Source organism: Salinimicrobium catena (genome assembly GCF_900102915.1).
GTDB lineage: Bacteria > Bacteroidota > Bacteroidia > Flavobacteriales > Flavobacteriaceae > Salinimicrobium > Salinimicrobium catena.
In genome coordinates this window covers 24,154-48,725 of record NZ_FNGG01000012.1, presented here as the reverse complement: position 1 = coordinate 48,725, position 24,572 = coordinate 24,154, and the positions used below count along the sequence as shown (strand labels likewise).

At 46.1% G+C, this 24,572-nt stretch carries 27 protein-coding genes and 1 tRNA gene; 20 read left to right on the top strand and 8 right to left on the bottom strand.

Annotated features, from left to right (window positions below; genetic code table 11):
• On the bottom strand, window positions 1-296 hold a 296-nt coding region (locus tag BLS64_RS14205), incomplete at its 3' end, for a transposase (protein WP_143019336.1).
• Between the two features lie 417 nt (window positions 297-713).
• Between BLS64_RS14205 and BLS64_RS14200 the strand changes: the two genes are divergently transcribed.
• The 7 genes from BLS64_RS14200 (at window position 714) to kynU (ending at window position 8,286) form a co-directional block, all read left to right on the top strand.
• Window positions 714-1,502 carry a peptidase associated/transthyretin-like domain-containing protein gene (locus BLS64_RS14200; protein ID WP_093114397.1) on the top strand — a complete coding sequence of 263 codons (789 nt, stop codon included), beginning with the start codon at window positions 714-716 and terminating at the stop codon, window positions 1,500-1,502.
• A gap of 552 nt (window positions 1,503-2,054) precedes the next feature.
• Window positions 2,055-2,558, top strand: coding sequence for a DUF6702 family protein (locus tag BLS64_RS14195; protein WP_093114395.1), 504 nt, complete (start codon window positions 2,055-2,057; stop codon window positions 2,556-2,558).
• A gap of 55 nt (window positions 2,559-2,613) precedes the next feature.
• Window positions 2,614-4,923, top strand: a complete 2,310-nt coding sequence (locus BLS64_RS14190; protein ID WP_093114394.1) for a M1 family metallopeptidase — start codon at window positions 2,614-2,616, stop codon at window positions 4,921-4,923.
• Between the two features lie 258 nt (window positions 4,924-5,181).
• Window positions 5,182-5,466 carry a Sec-independent protein translocase subunit TatA/TatB gene (locus tag BLS64_RS14185; protein WP_093114392.1) on the top strand — a complete coding sequence of 95 codons (285 nt, stop codon included), beginning with the start codon at window positions 5,182-5,184 and terminating at the stop codon, window positions 5,464-5,466.
• Between the two features lie 120 nt (window positions 5,467-5,586).
• Window positions 5,587-5,943 (top strand): four helix bundle protein, encoded by a 357-nt coding sequence (locus tag BLS64_RS14180; protein ID WP_093114391.1) that lies wholly within the window; start codon window positions 5,587-5,589, stop codon window positions 5,941-5,943.
• A 116-nt stretch (window positions 5,944-6,059) separates the two neighbouring features.
• On the top strand, window positions 6,060-6,701 hold the full coding sequence (locus BLS64_RS14175) for an O-methyltransferase (protein ID WP_093114389.1): 642 nt from the start codon (window positions 6,060-6,062) through the stop codon (window positions 6,699-6,701).
• 316 nt (window positions 6,702-7,017) lie between these two features.
• Entirely contained in the window at window positions 7,018-8,286 is a 1,269-nt protein-coding gene (kynU, locus tag BLS64_RS14170) for a kynureninase (protein ID WP_093114388.1), read from the top strand.
• A 569-nt stretch (window positions 8,287-8,855) separates the two neighbouring features.
• Here kynU and BLS64_RS14165 read toward each other — a convergent pair.
• Entirely contained in the window at window positions 8,856-9,635 is a 780-nt protein-coding gene (locus BLS64_RS14165; protein ID WP_093114386.1) for a peptidase associated/transthyretin-like domain-containing protein, read from the bottom strand.
• Window positions 9,636-9,953: 318 nt separating this feature from the next.
• Here BLS64_RS14165 and BLS64_RS14160 point away from each other — a divergent pair, with 318 nt between their 5' ends.
• The 3 genes from BLS64_RS14160 (at window position 9,954) to BLS64_RS14150 (ending at window position 12,065) form a co-directional block, all read left to right on the top strand.
• Entirely contained in the window at window positions 9,954-10,298 is a 345-nt protein-coding gene (locus BLS64_RS14160; protein ID WP_093114385.1) for a four helix bundle protein, read from the top strand.
• Window positions 10,299-10,441: 143 nt separating this feature from the next.
• Entirely contained in the window at window positions 10,442-11,149 is a 708-nt protein-coding gene (gene pepE, locus BLS64_RS14155; protein ID WP_093114383.1) for a dipeptidase PepE, read from the top strand.
• 1 nt (window position 11,150) lies between these two features.
• A complete protein-coding gene (locus tag BLS64_RS14150; protein WP_093114400.1) occupies window positions 11,151-12,065 on the top strand; it encodes a glutaminase in 915 nt (304 codons plus the stop codon).
• On the opposite strand, the gene BLS64_RS14145 is transcribed toward BLS64_RS14150, so the two are convergent.
• Window positions 12,055-12,648, bottom strand: a complete 594-nt coding sequence (locus BLS64_RS14145) for an alpha-ketoglutarate-dependent dioxygenase AlkB family protein (RefSeq protein ID WP_245693488.1) — start codon at window positions 12,646-12,648, stop codon at window positions 12,055-12,057. The two genes, BLS64_RS14150 and BLS64_RS14145, sit on opposite strands and share 11 nt — an antisense overlap.
• A gap of 124 nt (window positions 12,649-12,772) precedes the next feature.
• Here BLS64_RS14145 and BLS64_RS14140 point away from each other — a divergent pair, with 124 nt between their 5' ends.
• The gene (locus BLS64_RS14140) at window positions 12,773-13,978 is read left to right on the top strand and encodes a cation:proton antiporter (protein ID WP_093114380.1); all 1,206 of its coding nucleotides are present in this window, start codon (window positions 12,773-12,775) and stop codon (window positions 13,976-13,978) included.
• Here BLS64_RS14140 and BLS64_RS14135 read toward each other — a convergent pair whose 3' ends face one another.
• The 4 genes from BLS64_RS14135 to BLS64_RS14120 all read right to left on the bottom strand — a co-directional run bounded on the left by BLS64_RS14135 (window position 13,979) and on the right by BLS64_RS14120 (window position 16,112).
• Complete coding sequence (locus BLS64_RS14135; RefSeq protein ID WP_093114378.1) at window positions 13,979-14,797, bottom strand: GNAT family N-acetyltransferase; 819 nt, start codon at window positions 14,795-14,797, stop codon at window positions 13,979-13,981.
• 32 nt (window positions 14,798-14,829) lie between these two features.
• Window positions 14,830-15,033 carry a hypothetical protein gene (locus BLS64_RS14130; RefSeq protein ID WP_093114377.1) on the bottom strand — a complete coding sequence of 68 codons (204 nt, stop codon included), beginning with the start codon at window positions 15,031-15,033 and terminating at the stop codon, window positions 14,830-14,832.
• 467 nt (window positions 15,034-15,500) lie between these two features.
• Window positions 15,501-15,573 (bottom strand) — tRNA-Gly (locus tag BLS64_RS14125).
• Between the two features lie 86 nt (window positions 15,574-15,659).
• Window positions 15,660-16,112, bottom strand: a complete 453-nt coding sequence (locus BLS64_RS14120) for a GNAT family N-acetyltransferase (RefSeq protein ID WP_093114375.1) — start codon at window positions 16,110-16,112, stop codon at window positions 15,660-15,662.
• A 34-nt stretch (window positions 16,113-16,146) separates the two neighbouring features.
• Between BLS64_RS14120 and BLS64_RS14115 the strand changes: the two genes are divergently transcribed.
• The 3 genes from BLS64_RS14115 to BLS64_RS14105 all read left to right on the top strand — a co-directional run bounded on the left by BLS64_RS14115 (window position 16,147) and on the right by BLS64_RS14105 (window position 18,796).
• Window positions 16,147-16,710, top strand: a complete 564-nt coding sequence (locus tag BLS64_RS14115) for a ClpP family protease (RefSeq protein WP_093114374.1) — start codon at window positions 16,147-16,149, stop codon at window positions 16,708-16,710.
• Entirely contained in the window at window positions 16,710-17,006 is a 297-nt protein-coding gene (locus tag BLS64_RS14110; RefSeq protein ID WP_093114372.1) for a GNAT family N-acetyltransferase, read from the top strand. The genes BLS64_RS14115 and BLS64_RS14110 overlap by 1 nt, the downstream gene beginning before the upstream one ends.
• Window positions 17,007-17,155: 149 nt before the next feature.
• On the top strand, window positions 17,156-18,796 hold the full coding sequence (locus BLS64_RS14105; protein ID WP_093114371.1) for a L,D-transpeptidase family protein: 1,641 nt from the start codon (window positions 17,156-17,158) through the stop codon (window positions 18,794-18,796).
• On the opposite strand, the gene BLS64_RS14100 is transcribed toward BLS64_RS14105, so the two are convergent.
• Entirely contained in the window at window positions 18,793-19,539 is a 747-nt protein-coding gene (locus BLS64_RS14100) for a murein L,D-transpeptidase catalytic domain family protein (protein WP_093114369.1), read from the bottom strand. The two genes, BLS64_RS14105 and BLS64_RS14100, sit on opposite strands and share 4 nt — an antisense overlap.
• A gap of 261 nt (window positions 19,540-19,800) precedes the next feature.
• Between BLS64_RS14100 and gpmI the strand changes: the two genes are divergently transcribed.
• The 6 genes from gpmI to BLS64_RS14070 are packed head-to-tail and all read left to right on the top strand — an operon-like array spanning window position 19,801 to window position 24,490.
• Window positions 19,801-21,318, top strand: coding sequence for a 2,3-bisphosphoglycerate-independent phosphoglycerate mutase (gpmI, locus tag BLS64_RS14095; RefSeq protein ID WP_093114368.1), 1,518 nt, complete (start codon window positions 19,801-19,803; stop codon window positions 21,316-21,318).
• Window positions 21,318-21,878, top strand: coding sequence for a thioredoxin family protein (locus tag BLS64_RS14090; protein WP_093114366.1), 561 nt, complete (start codon window positions 21,318-21,320; stop codon window positions 21,876-21,878). Before gpmI ends, BLS64_RS14090 begins: the two co-directional genes overlap by 1 nt.
• Before the next feature lie 51 nt (window positions 21,879-21,929).
• The gene (locus BLS64_RS14085) at window positions 21,930-22,343 is read left to right on the top strand and encodes a BT0820 family HAD-type phosphatase (protein ID WP_093114365.1); all 414 of its coding nucleotides are present in this window, start codon (window positions 21,930-21,932) and stop codon (window positions 22,341-22,343) included.
• The gene (gene map / locus BLS64_RS14080) at window positions 22,343-23,167 is read left to right on the top strand and encodes a type I methionyl aminopeptidase (RefSeq protein ID WP_093114364.1); all 825 of its coding nucleotides are present in this window, start codon (window positions 22,343-22,345) and stop codon (window positions 23,165-23,167) included. Before BLS64_RS14085 ends, map begins: the two co-directional genes overlap by 1 nt.
• On the top strand, window positions 23,160-23,723 hold the full coding sequence (locus tag BLS64_RS14075; RefSeq protein ID WP_093114362.1) for an NUMOD4 domain-containing protein: 564 nt from the start codon (window positions 23,160-23,162) through the stop codon (window positions 23,721-23,723). Before map ends, BLS64_RS14075 begins: the two co-directional genes overlap by 8 nt.
• A complete protein-coding gene (locus BLS64_RS14070) occupies window positions 23,720-24,490 on the top strand; it encodes a class I SAM-dependent methyltransferase (protein WP_407690099.1) in 771 nt (256 codons plus the stop codon). Before BLS64_RS14075 ends, BLS64_RS14070 begins: the two co-directional genes overlap by 4 nt.
• The last annotated feature ends 82 nt before the right edge of the window (window positions 24,491-24,572 follow it).

Sequence of the window (24,572 nt, the reverse complement as noted above, 5' to 3'; positions counted from 1 at the left end):
AATTGTTTCTGACCCACCAGTTGTTCCAATTCCCGGATCTTAGCCTTCAAGTCCTGAATTTTACGGGTATCACTCATAAGTTCTACAACTTGTTTTACACCTCTTTTGCGATTACGGGAGTATTTGTCCAGCCATTTATAAACTGCCGTTGTAGACACTTCATACTCTTTGCTAACCTCTGAAACTGTGGTGAGGTTCCTTTCAATTTCCCGAACTTTTTTACGCTTAAAGCTATCACTAAAATAACGATTTACTCGTTGTGACGCTTCTTTAGAAAAATCTTGTGGTTTTGCCATAATACTGAGTTGTTTTAAACTCCGTAAAACGGTCAACCTATTTCAGTACCCGACAATCTCGACAGAGCTGCTTTGATCGAAAGGGAAAAGCAGGGACGAGAGATCTCCGGTTATTGCACAGGAATGTCAGACTGAGCTCCGACTGAGGGAGGATGGTCGGAGTCTTTTCGGAGGTCACGAAATTCCAAATTCCAATATTTCCCGCAGATTCCGCAGATCTTCGCTGAGCTAATATTACTTCGATCTGAATTTCTGCTCCAAAGCGACTTCGACCGTGTCCTTCGGGCAGCTCAGTCTGACAATCCCGTCAAACAGCATATGAAAACAATTCCCATCTCAAATTAACCAATCCCCAATTAACCGATCCCCAGTCTTAATTCCCCTTCCGTTTAAAAAAAAATCTGTTTCTTTACTACAATGAAGCAGTTCTTCTTAGTAATATTTTTGCTCTTTTTCAGCATTTCTTCTGCCCAGTTCTCTGATCGCAAGGAGATAGAAGGCAATATTAAGGTTCCCGCAGGTGCTGAGCCGGAAGGGATCACCGTTTACAATAAGAATTCCGGACACGGTACAGTTTCTTCTCAAAAAGGCGATTTCAAACTAAAAATAAAAGCAGGGGATTCCATCTATTTTTCCGCGGTACAATATGGCGAACTTCTGGTAGTGATCGATGAGGAGATAGTAAAAGCGGGGCAGCTTAATGTAGAGATCAGCGAAGGAGTGAATGAACTGCCCGAAGTGGTGGTAAGGCCGCACGATCTTACCGGGAACCTGGAAACCGATGCCGAAAACATCGAGGTGGTGGAAATTGAGCTCCCGCCCATGAACTTTAACTTTAACGACTATGAAATGCGGCCCGATATGCAAACGGGGGTGGAAAATGCAGCCGTGGGAGGGAAAAAAATGCGGTATGGAGTGAACATTTTCGGGCTCCTGGAAAAGGTGGTGAACCTGGTTGTACCCAGAAAGAAGGAAAAACCTCGTGAGCCACCTGTATTAACCAGGATAGAACTGGCAAGAAGCCTGAGAGCTTCCTACGATAATGCCTTTTTTGAAGAATCTTTTGGTTTACCTGCCGAGCAGATCAGCAATTTCATGGATTTCCTGTATGAAAAGGATTTTCCGCAGGAACTGCTTCAAAAGGGACAAGAAATGGACAGACTGCAGTATTTGATGGAGGAAAGTGAGGAATTCAGAAAAATGTAAGTTTTTTATAGTTTGTGGTTTGGTGATGTTGTCATCCCGACAGAGTTGCTTCAACCGAAAGGGAGAACAGGGACGAGGGATCTCTTTATTCTTTTTCGTTTTACCCCAACCCTAAAGGGAGCCGAAAAAGCAGACGGACAAGGAGTTAAGTTTCCGTCCGTGGAATAATAACCCGCAACTCGAGAGATTTTAAATTCAGTATGACGAACGTACGGAACCTATTCTTCAGGAGGAGGTGAAAAATTGTGCAGGAATAAACAACCAAAAGCTAGCGAATAGCTAATGTTTTTTAAACCCGCAACTCGCAGCTAGTCACCTTAAATCATTCTCCTATGGACTAATGCATTTTCCCGGAAACAGGTAACCGGCAACCTGCAACAAAAATCAATCCCCAATCCCCGATCCTCAATCCCTAATCCCCATCCTCAAAATATCCCGTTTCATTAAACTTTTCTCCCGTTTCAGCGTCTTATGCTTGAAGTTATCTCAAAATTACCCGCATTTTAGTGGAACAGTATTTGATTTACAGGTGATGACTTCCATAAATACAATATGAGAAAGAGATTATTACTATTTCTGGCCTTGCTGCCACTCCTGGCTTTTACCGCAGCCCATAAGTTTTACGTAAGCGCCACCGATATCGAATACAACGAAGAAAATCGTTCCCTGCAGATCATTTCTTATGTATTTGTAGATGACCTGGAAAAGTTGCTGCAAACCCGCTACAGTGAAGAGCTTTTCCTGCTGAAGGAGGGCGAGCATGAGAGTGCGGACCAATACGTGGAAAAATACTTCCGGGATAAGCTGATGATCAGTGTGGACGGGAAGCCGCAAACCTTCAGCTACATAGGAAAGGAATATGATAAAGACCAGCTGCTGGTGTACCTGGAAGTGGAACAGGTGAAGCCTTTTAAAAATATTTCCGTGGAAAACGGGATTTTGACCGACCTTTTTCCGGAGCAAAAGAACGTGGTGAAAGTAGAACGCGACGGTAAGATCAAAAGCCTATTGCTTTCCCGCAACGAACTTCGCGGCACCTTAAATTTCGGGAAATAGATTGTGAAACTTCAGAATTCAATTATTTTTAGCAACCTAAACTTAAATTTTAAACATGAGATCATTTAGAACCGCACTTGCTGCTTTTTTCTTTTTGTTTTCGGCCGGACTCCTGGCTCAGGAGACCGAACAACAAACAGAAGTAAGGGAACAAGGACACATCAATCAGAACAAGTTCAGGCAGCTCTACCAGGAGTTTGCCACCCCAAACCAGTACCGCACAGGTAGCGGTGCGCCCGGCCCTGCATACTACCAGAACGAGGCCGACTATAAGATGGACATCGAGCTGGACGATAAGACGCAGAAGCTTACCGGCCGTGAGACCATTACTTACCACAACAATTCTCCTAATGATCTTGAATATCTTTGGGTGCAGCTGGACCAGAACATCCGTTCAAAAGACGCTGTTGCTAAGCTGAAAGACGGGAATGGCATCGCGCCGGTTTCACAGCCCGGAAGCTTCGTTTCGGAATATATGGAAGAACCTTTCGATGGCGGATTCAACATCACTGAAGTTAGCGCCAACGGAAAGCCGCTTAAGACATTCATCAACAACACCATGATGAGGGTGGACCTTCCGCAGCCATTGAAGGCAGGAGAGAGCTACACCTTTGACATAGCCTGGTGGTACAACGTGAACAACCACGTGACCAACCGCGCCCGTTCAGGTTTTGAGCATTTCCCAAAAGACGGGAACAACGCATACGTGATCGCTCAGTTCTTCCCAAGAATGGCCGTTTACAATGACGTGGAAGGCTGGCAGAACTACCAGTTCTGGGGGAATGGCGAGTTCGCGCTTCCTTTCGGGGATTATGAGGTGAACATCACCGTGCCTGCAGACCATGTGCTTGACGGAACGGGAGAACTTCAGAACAGAAAAGAGGTTTTCAGCAAAGAGATGATGCGCCGCTATGAAAAGGCTAAAAAGACCTATGATAAACCGGTGATGATCGTGACCCAGGAAGAGGCAGAAGCAGCCGAAAAAGGCTTTTCAGACAAGAAAAAGACCTGGAAACTGAAGGCTGAAATGGTACGTGATTTCGCCTTTGCCACTTCACGAAAGTTCATCTGGGATATGATGGCCGTTAAGGTGGGCGACAAGGATGTGATGGCAGTTTCCATGTACCCTAAAGAAGGGAATCCGCTGTGGGAAGAATACTCTACCAAAGTAGTAGCGCATACCCTGCAGTCCTATTCAGACCATACCTTTGAATACCCATACCACAAGGCTATTTCTGTACACGCCAAGAACCAGGGAATGGAGTACCCAATGATCTGCTGGAACTACGGGCGTCCGGATGAAGACGGAAACTACAGCGACCGTGTTAAATACGGAATGATGAGTGTGATCATCCACGAGGTGGGGCACAACTTCTTCCCTATGATCGTGAATTCTGACGAGCGCCAGTGGGGATGGATGGATGAAGGTCTGGATACCTTTATGCAGTACATTGCAGAGCAGGAATATGGGGAAAGGTACCCTGAAGATATCGCGCCAAATACCAAATATCCTTCAAGAAGGGGAGAGCCAAGTAAGATCGTGAACTACATGAAAGGAGATCAGAAATACATCGCGCCTATCATGTCCAATCCGGAGAATGTTTATCAGCTGGGTAACAACGCATACGGAAAGCCTGCGACAGCACTTAATATCCTTAGAGAAACAGTAATGGGAAAAGAGCTTTTTGACCATGCGTTCAAAACGTACTCTCAGCGCTGGATGTTCAAACACCCAACTCCTGAAGATTTCTTCAGAACAATGGAAGATGCTTCGGCCGTTGACCTTGACTGGTTCTGGAGAGGCTGGTTCTACACCACTGACTATGTAGATATTGGCGTGGAAGGTGTGAAAAAATATTACGTGACCGATAAGCCTACCAAAGAAGGTAAGGAAATGTTGCAGCGCTATGGCGTGCAGGATCCTTCTGCAGTTGAAGCTTTGTATGTAGTGGCTGAAGACAGCGAGGAGATGGAAGCCAGCCTTAAAGGCGGTACGCCGGTAGAGAATGCGCCTACCCTAAAGGAATATCTTATGGATAACTTCACACCGCAGCAGCGTGAAAGACTAAAGATGCCCAAGTATTTCTACGAGGTGACATTTAACAAACCCGGAGGCCTCGTAATGCCAATTATTGTAGAATACACTTATGCTGACGGTACTACCGAGAAAGTGACCTACCCGGCACAGATCTGGAGAAAGAATGATCAGCAGGTAAGTAGATCTATGGCTACAGATAAGGAGATCACCAAGATCGTGGTTGACCCCGATCTTGAAACTGCAGATGTGAACCTGGAGAACAACTCGTGGCCACAGGCTACGGAAGTGGACAAGTTCCAGGAGTTCAAAGCGAAGAACCAGGGGTAAACCACCCCTGTCCGCCTTGCGGCAGACTTTCCCCTCCTTGGGAAGGAGGGGAGCTTCAAATAACAAATTAAACCCTCCATTCGGAGGGTTTTTTATGTCCTGCTTTTTTGAAGATGGTACTCCTTTAGTGACGAAGATTAGCAGTATTTGCACCCCGTTATAGCCCCCTCCTTTTAAGGAAGGGTGCCCGGAGGACGGGGTGGTTTTTTAACAAGTCGGCTTTTTTAATGACTGGAAATGTGAGTATATTTGCAGCCTATGATCACACTGCCTCTTTTTATTAGTGGAGCCGAGATCGCCTTCATCATTTTCATACTGGTGATGGTATTCGGAGCCGATAAGATCCCCGAAATCGCCAAGGGATTGGGGCAGGGTATGCGCCATATTAAGAACGCTACCAACGACATCAAAGGGGAAGTGATGCGCAGCGCTGAAAAGCACGGCATGGACACCCAGGGCATGACCGACGATGTGAAGAAAGAGATCGACCAGGTAAAGGAAGATATCGAGGAGATCACGGGGTCGGTGAAACGTCGTTTTTAGAGTTGGCCTTTAGCTGTTAGCTATTAGCTCTTAGCTTTTTTCCACCTTCTTTAGTTCGTTTTCTCACTAGACAAATGAATTATTTCTCTATCTTTCTTAATTATCGTAAAATTAGAAGTAATGAGAAACTTTAGAGAGTATGATGTATGGAAAAGAGGAATTGCCTTCACAGGTGGCATTTATATTTTAACACAGCATTTGCCTGATTACGAAAAATTCGGGATCATCAGTCAGATCAGGCGGGCAAGTGTTTCAATTCCTTCCAATATTTCAGAAGGATGCTCCAGACATTCAGAAAAAGATTTTGCCCGATTTGTGGAAATAGCTTTGGGTTCTGCATTTGAAACTGAAACGCTGCTCATTATTTGTCAAGAGGTTGGTTATTTAAAGCAAGAAGAACTAAACAAGGTGGTGGACGAGTTGCAGGTGATACAGAGAAGCCTCAATAGCTTGTATGGCAAATTGCAAGGCAGGTAATAAACACGGCTAGAGAAATTGGCTAATAGCCAATGGCCAACAGCCAAGAGCTATAAAAATAGTATTTTAGCCCTCAAAAATCTAAAGTCTCACGTCTAAAGTCTCACGTCTAAAAAATGCATTTCCTCCCTCAAAACATCGATGATTACGTAGTGGCTCATTCCGCGAAAGAACCCGAACTGCTTCAACAACTGAACCGGGAGACAAATCAGAAGGTTTTGCAGCCACGAATGCTTAGCGGGCATTACCAGGGAAGGCTACTGAGTCTGTTGTCGAAAATGGTGAACCCGAAGCATATTTTGGAGATCGGTACCTATACCGGCTATTCGGCTTTGTGTCTGGCGGAAGGAATGAAATCGGACGGAGTGCTGCACACCATTGACATCAACGAGGAGCTGTTCGATCTTCAGAAGAAGTATTTTGATGCTTCCGAATACAGGGAGCAGATAAAACAGCATCTGGGCGATGCCACAGAGATCATCCCTTCGCTAAAGGAGAAGTTCGATCTCGTGTTCATCGACGCCGATAAACCTAATTATCCGAAATATTTCGAATTGATAATGGAAAAGCTGAATCCCGGCGGGATCATTATTTCTGATAATGTCCTGTGGAGTGGCAAAGTGGTGGAGCAGGTGAAGGATGATGATGAATCCACCAAAGCGCTTTTGGAGTACAATAAACTATTGGCAGAAGATGACCGGCTGGAAACGGTAATGCTGCCGGTTAGAGACGGATTAACTATTTCCAGGAGGAAATAGTTAACTATTAAATTACAAGCACCAAATTCCAAACTCTTTTTTCGAATTTGTCCTTCTCGGTATCTGTCTGTCATCCCGACAGAGCTGGTTTGACCGGTAGGGAGAAGCAGCGACGAGGGATCTCACAGTCATTTACTCTTTTTTCGTTTTGCACTGCCCTATCCCGACGTTTCGGGAGGAGCCGGAAAAGGTATTCAAAAAAAAATCCAATCCCCAATCCCCGATCCACTGTCCTCCGTCCTCTGTCCACTCATAAAAGCCAACAGCCAATGGCTCTTTCAACCGACTTTCTTATTTTTGAGCCAAACTTCACAGCATGAACTTCCAAAACACCCTCCAATACGCACAAGAACTAGACAAAGAAGACCCGTTAAGATCCTACCGAAAGGAATTTCTGTTCCCAAAGGTTAACGGCAAAAAAGTGATCTACTTCACCGGGAATTCCCTGGGGCTGCAGCCTAAAAAAGCTAAGGAATATGTGGATGAGGTGATGACCGACTGGGCAGAGCTTGCGGTGGAAGGACATTTCCAGGGGAAGAAAGCCTGGTGGGATTACCATGAGAGGTTCTCGGCTAAGCTGGCGCCTATCGTGGGTGCGAAACCGGAGGAAGTAACGGTGATGAACACCCTGACGGTGAATTTACATTTACTCATGGTTTCTTTTTACAGACCGACTTCAAAGCGTTTCAAGATCATCATGGAAGAAAAAGCATTTCCCAGTGACCAGTACATGATAGCGAGCCAGGTGAGGTTTCATGGGTTGGATCCCAAAGAGGTCATTGTGGAGGTGAAAAAAAGGGAAGGGGAGCATCATTTCAGGACAGAAGATATCCTGCAGATGATTGAAGAAGTAGGAGAGGAGTGCGCCCTGGTTTTAATGGGCGGCGTAAACTACTACAACGGACAGGTGCTCGATATGAAGACCATCACAAAAGCCGGTAAAGAAATCGGTGCTTTTGTGGGTTGGGACCTGGCACACGCTGCGGGAAATATTGAGTTAAAACTACACGACTGGGGCGTGGATTTCGCCGCCTGGTGCAGTTACAAATACATGAACTCCGGGCCGGGGAATGCCTCCGGCTGCTTTATCCACGAGCAATACCACAACAGAAAAGACATCCCTCGGCTTGAAGGCTGGTGGGGACATAATAAAGAGAGAAGGTTCTTGATGGAACCCGAATTCCAACCGGAGCCCACCGCACATGCCTGGCAAATAAGTAACGCTCCTATTCTGGCCCTGGCGCCTTACCTGGCATCTTTGGAGCTTTTTGAGGAAGTGGAAATGCCCGCCTTGATCCAAAAGCGTGATAAGATCGTGGCTTACCTCGAGTTCATCTTGCAGGAAGTAGCGAAAGAAGTAGGAGGGGACTTCGAGATCATAACCCCAAAAGAAAGGGGAACTCAACTTTCCGTTTTCCTGCACGGACAGGGAAAAGATCTATTCAACTATCTCATGAAAAACGGCGTAATTACCGACTGGCGGGAACCTAATGTGATAAGGTTAGCGCCGGCACCTTTTTATTGTTCGTTTGAAGATATTTATGAGTTTGGGCAGGTGTTGAAGGGGTATTTTGGGAAGGAGTGACGGAGTGATGGAGTGATGGAGTAACGCTGTGATCCTATTGTTCGTTGTTTGCCGTTTGCGGTTTACCGTTCAATGTTTAGATGGACGCAAGGTCCAAGTTGCAACAACGAGAGATTTTTCCGGTTCTTACTCTTTTTCGATTTGCCCCGGCCCTAAAGGGAGCCGAAAAAGTGTTTCAGGTAAAAAAAAAATCCAATCCCTAATTAACCGATCTCCAATTAACCAATTTTGAACAGCCAACAGCCCACAGCCAACAACCAACAGCCAACAGCGAAATAATCCAATCCCTAATCACCATTCCCCGATTAACCCGTCCACAGTCCTCTGCCCTCTGTTCAACAATGACGTTTGTCATCTCGACAGAGCTGCATAGAACGAGAGCGAAATGCAGCGACGAGAGATCTATAAAGGTTTAATGTTCCAAGTTTAAAGTTCTAATTTTGGCGTTTTCTGTTTACCGTTTTGTGTTGTGAAGCTACTTCACATTAAAGACCGTCAACCGTATTCAGGACTCCACAGATGACAATTCAAGAACAACAAACCATGAACCACAAACAAGAAACTAACAACTACTCCCCCGCCTTCATCTGGTTGAATTCCACGCTGCGGGCCACAAGGAATTCGATCAACTGCATTTCGTTTTTCGGCTTCAGCATGTCTTTTGTGAGGCCATTATCGGCTGCAAAGTAGATAAATTCTTTCAGCTGGTCGTCATCTATATTCAGCTGCTCTTCATAGAAATCGTCGCTGCGAAGCTCCAGTAGTTTTTCCTCAAGCCTCTCATCCCGGTCCACATTGGTGATCACGCCGCGAGGAGAAACGATATGTCTGAAAATATTGGCGAAATTCGCTCCGTTGTAGATCATGCTGCTGCGCATGGCAGCGTTGGGCGGAGAAACCAGAGAATCCGGACGAAATTCATATTCATACGGATTCACTTCCGCAGCCGACTTCGTGGGCAGGTCAAGCTCTTCGGTGGGAATGATCTGCACGTCCACGCGCACATTTCCGGAGAGGTCATATGGGGTAACCACCACTTCGGGCAGCTCGGTCACCGCTTCAGAGACAAAGACATTCAGCCGCCGGGTATTGATCACCCCTTCATCTACGATCACCGAGAAATCCTGGAACTGCAAGGCAGAAAACTGCAGCGTATCCCCTTCCGCAGCAGTGATCTGGAACAATCCCGCTTCATTGGAAATAGTCGCGCGCATGGCGGTGGTGTTTACCACAGAGATCCCCTGCGGGTCCTCTCCCACCGGCACTTTTATTTCCCCGTTGATCACTACCCGCTGGGAAAATCCAAGACAGGTAAACAGCAAAAGGCTTATAGTTGCTAAGGTTTTCATAGCTCGGCTTTTCTTAAATAAACAAAATCTAATGTTTATAAAAATGTAAATGCCGACTAAACTTTAGTTAAAGTAGTGATGGAGTGACGGAGTGATGGAGTGACGCAGTGATGGAGTGACGCAGTGATGGAGTGACGCATTGATGGAGTGACGCATTGATGGAGTGACGCAGTGATGGAGAAACGGAGTGATGGAGTGATGGAATGATGGGGAAACGAAGTGATGGAGTGATCAAGGATCACATGATCACTTGGTCACCAATAATCACGTGAAAAAATATTTCCGTATTTTAATGTAAACAACTAAAAACCAACCAAAATGAAAAGTCATCAAGATCTAACCGTTTATCAGAAATCCCTCGACCTTGTAGAAGAAATTTACAAATTAACCCAAACCTTCCCATCCGAAGAGAAATTTGGAGTCACCAGTCAGCTCAGACGAGCAGCAGTATCTGTCCCTTCAAATATTGCTGAGGGTGCCGCAAGAAAAGGCAGTAAAGAGTTCAGTCGCTTTTTATACATCTCACTCGGTTCACTGGCAGAGATCGAAACCCTTCTCACGATCTCAACCCGACTGCAATTTCTAAAGGAATCCCCCACCTTAAAGGAAGAAGTCATATACATCAGAAGAATGTTGCTAAAGTTGATCAAAACCTTAGATTAATTATAAGTCAGTAATGAGATGACGAATTGAAGGGGTGATGAATATTGTACTACTGGATCACCACATCACATGATCACAACATCACTCCGTCACAACTTTACTTCTTCACTTCAAATGCCTACTTTTACAAAAAACCTCCGACTATGAAAAACCTCATCCTGGCGAGCACCTCAACCCTACACGGACAGGATTACCTTGAATATATATTGCCGACCCTAAAAGAGCATTTTAAAGGCTGTACCGAGATCCTGTTCATTCCCTACGCACGGCCCGGCGGGATCTCTCATGACGAATACACCCAACTGGCAAAAAAAGCCTTTGAAAAAATTGGGCTTAACGTAAAAGGCATCCATGAATTTGATAATGCGGCAGATGCTGTCGCCGGCGCAGAAGGCATCTTTACCGGCGGCGGGAATACCTTTTTACTGGTGGAACAATTGTATTACCACAACCTGCTCACCCCGCTCAAAGACGCGATAGAAAAAGGAACTCCTTACCTGGGCACCAGCGCGGGCACGAATATTGGCGGCCTCACCATGAAGACCACCAACGATATGCCTATAGTCTACCCGCCAAGTTTTAAAACCCTTGGTTTCGTGCCTTTCAATATCAATCCGCATTACCTGGATCCCGACCCGAATTCCACCCACAAGGGCGAGACCCGGGAAACCCGCATCAAGGAATTCCACCAGTTCAATACTCCGCCGGTGGTAGGTTTAAGAGAAGGCAGCTGGCTGGAAGTGAAGGATCAAAACATCATTTTGAAAGGGGAACTTTCTGCTCGCATTTTCAAGGCCGGAAAAGAACCTTATGAGGTAGAACCTGAAACCCTGTTCAATGACCTCAGCTAACATAGATTACCAGAAGGTTCTGAACCAGATACAGCAGGAATTCGCCGATATACATCCCTCCGGGAAGGTGGCCTCCTATATTCCCGAACTGGCCAAGGTGCCTTCTGATAAGTTCGGGATGCACCTGTACGACCTGGAAGGGAACAACTACAATTTCGGGGACAGCAACGAACGTTTTTCTATTCAGTCTATCTCCAAGGTATTTACTTTGGCCCTGGCTATGAAAGTAGTGGGCGATGACTTGTGGAACCGCGTGGGAGTAGAACCTTCAGGTGACCCTTTTAATTCACTTTCGCAGCTGGAAAATGATTCAGGTATTCCCCGGAATCCTTATATAAACGCCGGCGCCCTGGTCGTGGCCGATGTACTGGTCTCTTACTTCACCAATCCAAAAGCAGCATTGCTGGCTTTTCTGCACGAGATCACCGGCGACTCGAGCATTGATTTTGACACCACCGTTGCGGCTTCTGAACAGGCCGAAGGTTACCGCAATTATGCCATGGTCAACTACCTGAAGTCTTTCGGAAACATCGAGAACGATGTGGAGAAGGTGCTGGATTTTTATTTTCACCAGTGTTCCATCGCCATGTCCTGCCGCGAACTGGCACAGGCTTTCATCATTTTTGCCAACCACGGAACGGTGCTGGATTCAGACCGGGAGTTCCTCACGGGAAGGCAAGTGAAACGTATCAACGCCCTGATGCAGACCTGCGGGTTTTACGACGAGGCAGGGGAATTCAGTTTTGAGGTAGGCCTGCCCGGAAAAAGTGGCGTGGGCGGAGGCATTGTTGCTGTGAATCCCTACCACTACGCCGTTGCGGTTTGGAGTCCGCCGCTGAACCCTAAAGGAAATTCGGCTTTGGGAATGGCCGCTTTGGAAAGGCTTACCACCCTTACCGGCTTTTCTATTTTTTAGTCTTTACGATCTTTCTGAAGGTAAGATTGATGCGAGGCTCTTTTACCTTTTTTGTCTTCGGAAGGCTGTGCAGCCAGAATTTCTGGGTTTGCCCTTTCATGAGCAGCAGACTGCCGTTTTCCAGTTCCAGGGAAATTTTCTCTCCTGAAGCTTTATTTTTCAGTACGAATTTGCGTTCGGCTCCCAGGCTGAGCGAGGCGATGGCAGGATCCTTTCCCAGTTCGGCCTCGGCATCACTGTGCCAGGACATACCTTCCTCCCCGCTGTGATACAGGTTGAGCAGGCAGGAATTGAACTCCAGCCCGGTTCTTTTTTCCACAAGCTTCATCAGTGCGACCAGTTCAGGCGTCCAGATCTTCGCTTTGCGGGTGATCTTAGAATAGGTGTACTCAAATTCTTTTTCGCCATACCAGCCCGTCTTCCTCTTTGTGACGATCCTTTTTCCGAATATGATCACCTCATCCTGCTGCCAGTCTATGGTTTTAAAAAGTCTTTCGAAATAATAATCGGCTTCTTTGGGAGTCAGAATACTTCCGAAGTAATAGGCTTCCCCCTCTTTTGGCAATATGTTATCTCGTTCCATTGCTTTTTTGTTCATGACTTAAAAATAGGAAAAGAAAGCAAGATTATTGAAACCGAACAACTGCTGCTGCTTCTCCTTGGACAATCTTCTGCCAATTCTTAACTTTAAGAAAATCAACCAATTTATGCCACAGGAAATTCCAGCCGTTCTCATCATGGGGGTACTCATCACCCTTGGCTCCCTCCTGGGACTGCTTTCAGAAAAAGTGAATTTCCCGCGCATCGTGATCTATATCCTGGTGGGAGTGCTGTTTTCTCCGGGCCTGTTGGGCGGAGTCTTAAATTTTTCTACGGAAGGCTGGTCGCCCGTCTTGACCGATATCGCCCTTGGAATTATAGCCTACATTATAGGTTCTGAGATCAATCCTGCAGATCTTAAAAAAGAAGAAGGCGTGGTGACCGCCACCGTGATAGGTCAATCCATTGGCGTGCTTATCTTTGTAGGACTGGGATTGTGGGGTCTCAGCATGATGATAGGCAGCTTACAGGAGATCACTTTTTACCACGCGCTGGTCTATGGCGCGGTAGCAACGGCAACAGCCCCGGCTGCCACTTTGGGCATCATCGAGGAATACAAGGCTAAAGGAAAGCTCACGAATTCCCTGTTGGGTGTCATCGCCATTGATGATGCGGTGGGGATCATTTTCTTTACACTGATTTTAGGATTAGGCGCTGAAGGCAATTTCTCCGGAAGCATTCTGGAAGGGCTCAAAGAAGTAGGCGGTTCTCTCCTGCTGGGTGGAGTTTTTGGCGTTGCGCTGGGACATGTTGGGAAGCGCCTGGAAAAGGAGGAATTGCGACTGGCCACCATCATTGGCTTCATCTTCCTGGTTTTCGGGATCTCGGTGCTCCTGAAGTTTTCCCTGCTCTTGAGTTGTATGACCCTCGGGTTCGTTTCTGTGATGTTCTACCCCAAGAAACAGGCAGAATGGCTGTTGCCCCTGCAGCATATCGAAGAACTGGTTTTCCTGTTCTTTTTCACCCTTGCGGGAATACACTTTGAAATAAATGCATTTTTGAACTCCCTTTACCTGGTGCTGCTTTATGTAGTCCTGCGAACTCTGGGAAAATATTCCGGTGCCTATACAGGAATGCGCCTGATTGGAACAGAGAAAAAAACACGGCGGTTGCTGGGCCTCTGTCTTTTTCCGCAGGCCGGGGTGGCAATAGGCCTTGCCATAAGAGCTACCAATCAGCCGGGATTTGAAGAATCAGGTTCCCTGCTGCTCAACATCATTTTGGGGTCTACTATCCTGTTTGAATTGACCACTCCTTTCGTTACGCGTTTCGCACTAAAGAAGGCCGGAGAGATAAATGAAGATGACCAGTAATTAAAGCAGGTATTCCATTTCGTACTGGTTCACGGTATTCTCAAATCCCAGTTTTTGAAGACTGCCTATCAGCTTTTGTCTTTCCAGAGGGATATTTCCAAAACGCACTTCAGGAGATACTCCAGCAATACTCTTGACAACTTCGGAATGATGTTTTTTCTCAACCGCGAAAACCTGCGCTACCATCCCGTTGGCACCTATTGTAAAATAGCCTTTTAGTTCCCCGTTTTTATCTGAAACCAGGTAACTCTTTTTATTTGCTTCGGAAAGCAACACGGCTTCGGCCATATTGTCCCAGGAATACAATTCAGATCTATATAAACCCTTATCCAGGATCTCCTGAAAATTGACTTCTTTAAGATCATACCGAGAATTATCATTTTCAAGGCTGCCTTTCCAGGCGGTAAGGCTTCTGGAAATATCAAATCCTATTCTTTTGTACACTTTTAGCGCCCGCTCATTTTCCTGTATTACCTCCAGCATACATTTTTCAACCCCGCGCTCTTTGAACAAGGGAATGGCGTGTTCATATAGTTGGTCTACAACGGCTTTTCCGCGGTAGGCAGGAAGTACGCCCGTACCGGAGTTGAAAGCGGTGAGCTTGCCATTGTGGTGGTCAATACCATTGATGATGAACCCCACAAGTTTATCCTCATCGAACATTCCGAAGGAAAGAGTAAGATCTACACGGGCCGCTTTAAAGCGGTCTTCCCAATAATAAACCTCTGAAGGCAGCTGTACAAAATAATTGGAAAAAGCGGATAAAAGGCATTCTACAATGTCTGCCGTGCCGGTTGCAGCAAGGTTGCGTATGTTCATTTTCACCTCTAAGTTTAAGAGGCGGGAAATTACTAATTTATCTGATGCGATCTATGCTGGTGTCTTACCATATTTCCTGCTCCAACTAAAAGAAAAGCGATGAATACCGGATACAGGAGAGAAAATGAAGAGATAAGACTTCCTTCTGCCACTATGGTTTCCAACAGGATATTAAAGATAGAGGTCATTAACATACCGAGGGTACCGATCAAAAAATAAGGATTCTTCCTGGTCATATAATTAGGGTTTTAGTTGGTTGGTTAGTAGAAAACTACAAAAATTCCCAATCAAACAAATTTTTATACTAAAATTTAAAGAAAGTATTAACATTTTGGCAAAAATAAAAGCATAACAATTTGCTTCTAGCAATATATTGTTATGCAAAAGTAACAGCAACGGAAACCGCTTTGTAGAGAGAAAACACGAAGTCAGGAGGCTTCGAGGAGCGCGGCTTCGCAGAGCGCGGTTGAAAATACCTCGAAGTCAAGAGACTTCGAGGAGCGTGAATATAACTATAAAATAACTCGAAGTCAGGAGACTTCGCGGAGCGCGAGAAACCGCTTTGAAAAGAGAAAACACGAAGTCAGGAGACTTCGAGGAGCGCGGCTTCGCAGAGCGCGGTTGAAAATACCTCGAAGTCAAGAGACTTCGAGGAGCCCGAGCGTGACGTCATAAAAAAGCCTCGTCTTTCGACGAGGCTTTGAGCGGGAGACCGGGTTCGAACCGGCGACATTCAGCTTGGAAGGCTGACGCTCTACCAACTGAGCTACTCCCGCGTTGATAGATCTAATTGAGAAGCGGCGGCTGCCTTACCCAATTGCCCTGCAAATATAATCTGAAAGTTCTTATCTCTCAAAAAAAATCAAAGCTTTTTCAAAAAATGATAGCCCTTGATGACGTAGTCCTCATTGAGGTAGAATTTGTGACTGCGAAAGTTGTGGACGTAACTATTTAGTTCTGAGGTTTCACAACCCTTTTCACGCGCGTAGGCATAGATGAATTCGAACAACTTCTTTCCCATTCCTTTGCTTCGGTAAGCCTCATCTATATAGATATGGTCGGGTTCGCAAGACCTGCCCGCGTAGTGCCGGGTCATGAACCACATGCCGAAGACACCTACTAGCTTCTCTTCGAGATAAATTCCGAAGCATTCATAGTTTTGCGTGAACATTTCTTCAAAGCGTTCCTGCAGGATCTCATCTGAAAACTGGTTTTCCATCAACCGCTGCACCAGCGGGAGGATCTGTGGAATTTGCTCCTTTAAAATCTTGTTAAATGCCGGGTTCATTCGTGACTTTTCCGCAAAAATAGTCATATTTTTAGCTAAACGATCCAAGAAAATATTAGAAATGGGCAATACAGATAATCGCGGAAAACTGCAGGACGTCATAGACCGGTCACTCCTTAGTGAAAGAAAGATCTTCTTATGGGGAATGATCGATGACAAAGCAGCAAAGCACCTTATAGAAAGAATGTTGTACCTGGATGCTACCGGCAATGAAGAGATCCAATTCTATATCAGCAGCCCCGGAGGCTATGTTACGGCCGGCTTCGCCATCTATGACACCATGCTTTCGCTCAACAGTCCGGTCTCCACCATTTGCACCGGGATCGCGGCCTCCATGGCTTCTATCCTGCTTTCTGCAGGCAAGAAAGGCCACAGGTTCATACAGCCGCATGCCAAGGTGATGATCCACCAGCCCAGCGGAGGCGCACAGGGACAGGCTTCCAACATCGAGATCCAGGCGACCGAGATCCTTAAAATCAAAGACCTTAGCGCCAAGATCCTGGCAAAGAACTGTAATCAGGACTACGAAAGGATCATAAAGGATTTTAACCGCGATTACTGGATGGATGCCACAGAATCCATAGAATACGGAATTGTGGATGAAGTAATCAAAAAGCACAAGTAATGAAACACGATATCAAACAAAAGGAAACCGAAGGAAAAGGAATGTTCTATATTGAGAAGGACGAAACCATTATCGCCGAACTCACTTACACCCTCAACGACAATAATGTAATGACCCTGGACCATACCGAAACCGAACCGGAACATACGGGAGAAGGACTGGCCAGTTCCCTCATCAAACACAGTGTGCAATACGCGCGCGAAAAAGAGATCAAGATCGATCCGCTTTGCGAATATGCGGCCAAGCAATTTGAGCGCCACGAGGAATATCGCGAAGTGCAGGCTACTGAAATTTAAGCCTGGCTCCCAAGCCCCAATGAATGCGGAAAGGCTTTCTAATAAAATGCAACCCTGAAGATATTTCCCGGAAGCATCTGTATTGACCGATAATTAGCCGGGGTAAGATCTTTTCACATACCCATGGTCGATCCCGAAAAACCCTACTCATGAAAAAATGGTTCCCAAAAATATTATTCTTAACAGGTTCTTTCTGCCTGCTGGTTTCCTGCAACGATCTGCAGCAAAAACAACAGCCTGCAGGGGAGGATCCTGCCGTGAACATTTCTGAAAATATTCCGGAAGAGGCTTCAGAAAAGGAACTGGAAACCTCTCCGGAAGAGATCAGAGGCCAGTTGTCTAAAAAGAAAGGCGATTCAACAATCGCGAAATTCTATGAGATCCGAAGCTATGCTCCTGTCTGGACCAGTCCTAAAAAGAGATCGGCTTTTCTGGGAGAGCTTCAAAAAGCAGATTCTGAAGGCCTTTCCATCAAGGATTATTACCATGAAGAGCTCCGGCATTTGCTGGAAAACGCAGCAGAGCTCGGTCAAGAAGAAGCCGCTCAACTGGATATTCAGCTCACGGGGGCTTTCTTGTCTTACGCGCACGATCTTTACTACGGAAAACTCGATCCTAAGAAGCTGTACAAGAACTGGGGAGTTTCCCGGAAAAACAAAGATCTGCCAGCGATCCTGCAGCAAGGGCTGGAAAATGATAATATTGCCGAAGCTCTTGAAGATCTTAAACCTTCACACCAGATCTATCGTGATCTAAAAGTTTCCCTTCAGGAATACGCCGAGCTCCGGGAAAGCGAATCTTCTTTTGACAAGATCAGAGAAGGAGAGCTCATCAAACCCGGAGAAAAGGATCCGCGGCTTTCGGCTATAGCCAACCGGCTGACGCAACTGGGGCATCTTTCAGAAGAATTCACGGATTCGATTTATTCAACAAAACTTCAGGAGGCGGTCAGATCTTATCAAAAGGAAAAGGGTTTGCAGATGGATGGGCTTATAGGGAATTCCACCATTGCCGAGCTCAACATGACCGTCGGCGAGCGGTACAAACAGATCCTGGCCAACCTGGAGCGCTGGCGCTGGTATCCCCGGGACCTGGGAGAGCATTATATCCTCATCAACATTCCGCAGTTCAAATTATCGGTGGTCAAGGAAGGAGATACGGTAAGAACCCATAACGTCATCGCCGGGACAAGGGCGAGACAGACTCCCATCTTCAGCGATACCATAAGATATGTGGTTATCAATCCAACCTGGACCATTCCACCCACTATCAAGGTCCAGGATATTATTCCCAAAGTATCCAGGGACCCGTCTTACCTCACTAATAAAAACATGAAGGTCTACAGCAAAGACGGAACTTTGCTTGATCCTGAAAAAATTGACTGGAGCAGTCCGCAGGCCCGATCTTACACCATTATCCAAAGAGCAGGTCCAACAAATCCTTTAGGTCAGGTTAAGATCATATATCCCAACCAGTACCTTATTTATCTGCACGATACCCCAGCCCAAAATTTATTTAGCCAGAATCAGCGGGCAGAAAGCTCGGGTTGTGTAAGGGTTGAAAATGCGGTCGACCTGTCAGGTTACGTGCTGCGCGACCAGGAGGAATGGAATGAAGAAAAGATCAGGGAAACTATTGCCTCCGGGAAAACAATTCAGGTAAAAATAAACCAGCCCATCCAGGTCCATCATTTCTACTGGACTGCCTGGCGGGCCGGTGGTAAAACTATATTTACTGAAGATGTTTACAGGCTGGATAAGGAGATCTACACCCGTTTAAGTGCCGATTAAGCTGCTACACCTGAATTTAAGTACTTAGAGTTCTCCAGGTAATTCTTATTAGGGTGATAAATGAACAATACAGATTGTCCTTTTATCTTGTTGATGATCTCTTTAGAAACTTTGGTCGGCACGGCAGGACATCCGTAACTTCTCCCAAGCCTTCCGGCGCGGTCGATGAAATCCTGGGTAGCATAATCTGCCCCGTGTACTACAACATATCGTTCTCTCGCGTTGCTGTTGAATCCTTCTTCCATCCCGTCAATGAACAGGGAAAGACCGTTCTTTCCGTAGTAAGTTTCCGCGGTTACATAAAACCCAAGGGAACTCTGGAAGGAATTAGGAGTATTTGAGAAATTGGTCGCTTTATCTCCACCGGTGTTCTTTCCGTGGGAAACATAGGTGTTATAAAGCACTTTCTGAGACTTCATATCCAGGATCCACATTCTTTTTTCTGTGGAATTAAGCCCGAAATCAACTATGGTAAGCAATTCTTTTTTGATCTTGCCTTCCTCTTCCAGCTTCTGATAGCCCAAAATACCGTTGGTAAAAGCTGTACGCGATGGCAGTGAAGCATTTTCAGCTGAAAAAGCCTCATACAGCAGGTTGATCTCATCTTCGGCCGATAAAGCCGGGTCTGCCACAGCAGTTTTTGCTTCAGCAGGTTCCGAAGTCGTATTTTTTTCAGAAGTATTAGGGGTAAATGCAAAAGAAGCAGTTAGAAAAGTCGCAAGGATCAAGAATTTGTTTATCATATCGTTCTGTTAATTTTAGTTAAGGGCTAAATATTGTTCAAGAGTCATACCAAACCTGCCAAATTCATCATTAATATAGTATAAATCAGTATTTTAAGCGAGTGCGCAACATAGTCAATAACTCCTTAAACTTAAAATTATTGTGTAAAAATTATGCTTGTAATTGTTAATTTTTTTAGCAGCCCGAATAGGGATTTTCAGAAGCAGCAAACCTGCCCACCATCGTTAGATTTCCTATCTTTACGCAAATAAATTTTTAGCATGAACAAGAAAGTAATTCTCATGATCCTGGACGGGTGGGGAATTGGCCAGGACCCTGAAGTTTCAGCAGTGGCCAAGGCCAACACGCCCTTCATCGATTCCTTATATAACAAATATCCTAACAGCCGTCTGCGCACAGACGGTATGAACGTTGGACTGCCCGAGGGCCAAATGGGTAACAGCGAAGTGGGCCACATGAATTTGGGAGCGGGCCGCATCGTGTATCAGGACCTGGCCAAGATCAACATGGCCGTTGACAACAACAGCCTGGGCAGCGAACCGGTACTGGAACAGGCTTTTGACTATGCCAAAAAGAACAATAAACCCATACATTTCATGGGGCTGGTGAGCGATGGCGGGGTGCACTCCCACATCAAGCACCTAAAAGGCCTTTTAACGGCTGCGGAAGAATTCGGCATAAAAGATAAATACGTACATGCCTTTACAGACGGAAGAGATGTAGACCCTTATTCGGGAAAAGGTTTTATAGAAGACCTGCAGCAACACCTGAAGCAGACCAACGGTAAACTGGCTTCAATAATCGGCCGGTACTATTCCATGGACCGCGACAAACGTTGGGAAAGGACCAAACTGGCGTATGACCTTATCGTGAAAGGGAAAGGTGAAAAGGCTACCGATGCCCTGCAGGCCATTCAGCATAGCTATGACAATGAAATTACTGATGAGTTCATCAAACCCATAGTGATGACCGATGAAAGCGGAAATCCTGTGGCTACCCTGAAAAAAGAGGAAGTGGTGATCTTCTTCAACTTCAGGACAGACCGCGGCAGGCAACTTACCCAGGCCCTGTCCCAGGAAGATTTTCCTGACTACGAGATGGAGAAGTTACCTCTTTACTATGTTACCATGACCCGTTATGATGAAACCTTTAAGAACATCAACGTGGTCTACAGCAAGGAAGACATCAAAGCAACTTTGGGAGAAGTGCTGGAACGAGCCGGGAAGACGCAGATAAGGATAGCAGAGACCGAAAAATATCCGCACGTGACCTTTTTCTTTTCCGGCGGAAGGGAAAAACCTTTTAAAGGAGAAAGAAGGATCATGATCAATTCCCCAAAAGTGGCGACCTATGACCTGCAGCCGGAAATGAGCGCATATGAGGTGCGAGATGCCATAGTACCCGAGATCAATAAGAAGTCGGCTGATTTTATCTGCCTCAATTTTGCAAATCCCGATATGGTTGGCCATACCGGGGATTTTGAAGCGGCCGTGAAAGCCTGCGAAACCGTAGATCAGTGCGCCAAGGATGTGATCGAGGCCGCGGTTGAGAATGATTACTCGGTGCTGGTGATCGCAGATCACGGGAACAGTGAAACCATGATCAACCCTGATGGCAGCGCCAATACCGCCCACACTACCAATCCGGTGCCTTTCATTCTTGTTGACAATGATGTTAAGGCGATCCAGGACGGTACTTTAGGAGACATCGCTCCTACCATTCTTAAACTGATGGGTATAGAAAAGCCAGAATTAATGACCCAAAATCCACTTTTTTAATGAAAATATTCCTTTATACACTAGCAGTCTTAACCGCTGTCAACTGCGGAAGCTCAAACCAGAAAAACAAAGAAACCGAAGAAACAACGACCATCCCCGCCCCTCCCGTACAGGAAGAACAGAATGATATCCTGGTGGGGAGCATTCAAAAAAGCGATCTTACGCAGGCTCCTCATGATGCGTGGTTCGACCCGAATTATACCACCTATGAACCTTCACCCGAGGCACTGGAAACTATCAAGAACAACATCAACGACTATGAGATCAAACTTTTCATGGGCACCTGGTGTTCAGACAGTCAGTTGCAGGTACCGCGCTTCCTGAAGCTGCTTGGGGAAAGCGATTACGACATGGACAGACTCGAAATGAAGGCCGTGGAAGAGGATAAGACCCTGCCGAACGACCTTCATAAAGAGTACGACATCACTTATGTGCCTACCATAATTTTTTACAAAGACGGGAAGGAAGTAAATCGTTTTGTGGAGTATCCGCAGAAAAGTTTTGAAGAAGACATTGCAGCTATAGTTTCGGGAGAGGATTACAAGCATTCCTACGAATAGATCTGCACCCCTAAACTTCAAAAATGCTATAATTCTTCTTATTTTTGCGCCATGCCTAGATTACTGACCATAGCGGTAGATTTTGACGGAACCCTGGTGGAAAACCGGTATCCTGAAATAGGAAAACCGATCCTGTTCGCCTTTGAAACCCTGAAGAAACTTCAGCAGGAAGGCCACCAGCTAATTCTGTGGACCTACCGCAGCGGTGTAAAGCTGGAGGAAGCCGTGGAGTTCTGCGAAAGCAGGGGCATTGAGTTTTACGCGGTTAATCGCAGTTATCCAGAAGAGGAGTATGAAGACGGGATAAGCAGAAAGATCCTGGCCGATCTTTTTATAGATGACCGCAACATCAACGGCCTTCCCCCATGGGGTGAGATGTACCATCAACTCACCAACACCAAACCTGTTGCCCCCGTTCTTCCGAAGAAAAAAAAGCGGCTGATAAACATTTTTAAGAAATTCTGATGATCATACCTAAAACAAGAGAAGAAATTGAATTAATGAGGGAAAGCGCGCTGATCGTTTCCAAAACCCTGGGAATGTTGGCCGCAGAGGTAAAACCCGGAGTGACCACACTTCACCTGGACAAGTTGGCCGAAGAGTTCATCCGCGATCACGGAGCCGAACCGGGATTTTTAGGAATGTACGATTTCCCGAACACGCTTTGCATGAGCCCGAACGCCCAGGTGGTACACGGGATACCCAACGATAAGCCTCTTGAGGAAGGAGATATTATCTCTATTGACTGTGGCGCCAAAAAACACGGCTTTTACGGAGATCACGCCTACACCTTTCCGGTTGGAAAGATCGACCCGGAAACTGAAAAGTTACTGAAGGTCACCAAAGAATCCCTTTACGTGGGGATCAGAGAATTCAAGGCCGGCAACCGGGTTGGAGACGTGGGTTTTGCCATTCAGCAATACGCGGAAAAACACGGCTTTGGAGTGGTGAGGGAGCTGGTAGGACATGGCCTGGGAGAGAAAATGCACGAAGATCCCGAAATGCCCAACTACGGAAAAAGGGGCCGCGGAAAGAAATTCGTGGAAGGCATGGTGGTGGCCATTGAGCCGATGATCAATGCCGGAACTCACCGCATCAAGCAGCTCAGGGACGGGTGGACCATACTTACTGCCGATAATAAGCCCAGCGCGCATTTTGAGCATGATGTTGCATTGGTAGACGGAAAACCCGAACTATTATCAACTTTTCATTACATTTATGAGGCTCTAGGCATCAGCAGTGACGAGGAGGACGAATTCAGAGCGACAAGCATCAACTTCAATGATTAAGAATTTTCGACAGGAAAGATGGAAACCTTACCACAAGGAGACCTGGCAGGACAGGTTCCGCTATGAGATCTCCAACTATGGGAGGGTCATCAGCTATGTAAAGAATCCTAAAGGCGTACTGCTGAAAGGCGGAAAATCGCAGGGTTTCCTCACCTTTGTCGCGAATTTGAAGAACGGAAAGAAACAGGCCTGCTACATACACCGCGTGGTTGCCGAACTTTTCCTGAAGAAAAAGGAGGATGACGAGTACGTTATTCACCTTAACTACAACAAAACCGAAAATCGGGCAGACAACCTCGCCTGGGCCAACAAAGACGAGTGGGTGGCCCACCAGCAGGAAAATCCGCAGGTGAAGGAGAACAAAGTGAAGCGCCGCAGGGGTACTTTAAAATGCTATTCCAAGCTCACCTATGCGCAGGCAGTGATCCTGAAGAAAAAACTGCTGGACCCCAAACGCAAGACAAGAATTAAAGTTCTGGCTAAACAATTCGGGGTTTCAGAAATGCAGCTTTACAGAATCAAATCGGGAGAAAACTGGGGCGACATCAAGGTATGATCAAGAAAGCCTTTAAATTCCTGCTTAACCGTATTCCCCGGCCCATCCTCATCAGACTGAGTTATTTTGCCAGGCCTTTTTTACTGTTAAGCCTCAAAGGAAACCGATATACTGATCCCATTGACGGAAAAAGCTTCAGGAAATTCCTGCCTTACGGATACGAGCATCAGCGGGAGAACGTGCTCTCCCCCTCTACCCTTTCGCTGGAAAGGCATCGGCTGCTTTGGCTTTACCTGCAGGAAAATACCAGTTTCTTTACCAAACCACATAAAGTTCTGCATTTTGCCCCTGAACAGGCTTTTTACAAGCGCTTTAGAAAGCTGGAGAACCTGGATTACACCACCACCGACCTTGAGAGTCCGTTAGCTGATGTAAAAGCTGATATCTGTAATTTACCTTTTAAAGACAATTCCTTCGACTTCATTCTTTGCAATCATGTGCTGGAGCATATTCCCGATGATCAAAAGGCCATGCAGGAGCTGTACAGGATCCTGGCACCGGGAGGTACGGCCATCTTACAAATTCCGCAGGACCTGAACCGGGAAACCACTTTTGAAGATGATTCCATCACCGACTCTAAAGAGCGGGCAAGGATCTTTGGGCAGTACGATCACGTGCGGGTGTACGGCAGGGACTATTTTGACAAGCTAAGAAGTATCGGTTTCAAAGTGGAAGAAGTGGATATGACCTCCAAAATGTTACCTGCAATGGTGGACCGGTACAGGCTGGCCAAGGGAGAGATCATTCCGGTGGCGCGAAAAAAGTGATCAGTTAATAGGAGATTGGGGATTGGTCAACCGGTCAGTTCCTTTCAGGTTTGAATAAAAGAGAATCTTAAAATGTAAATAT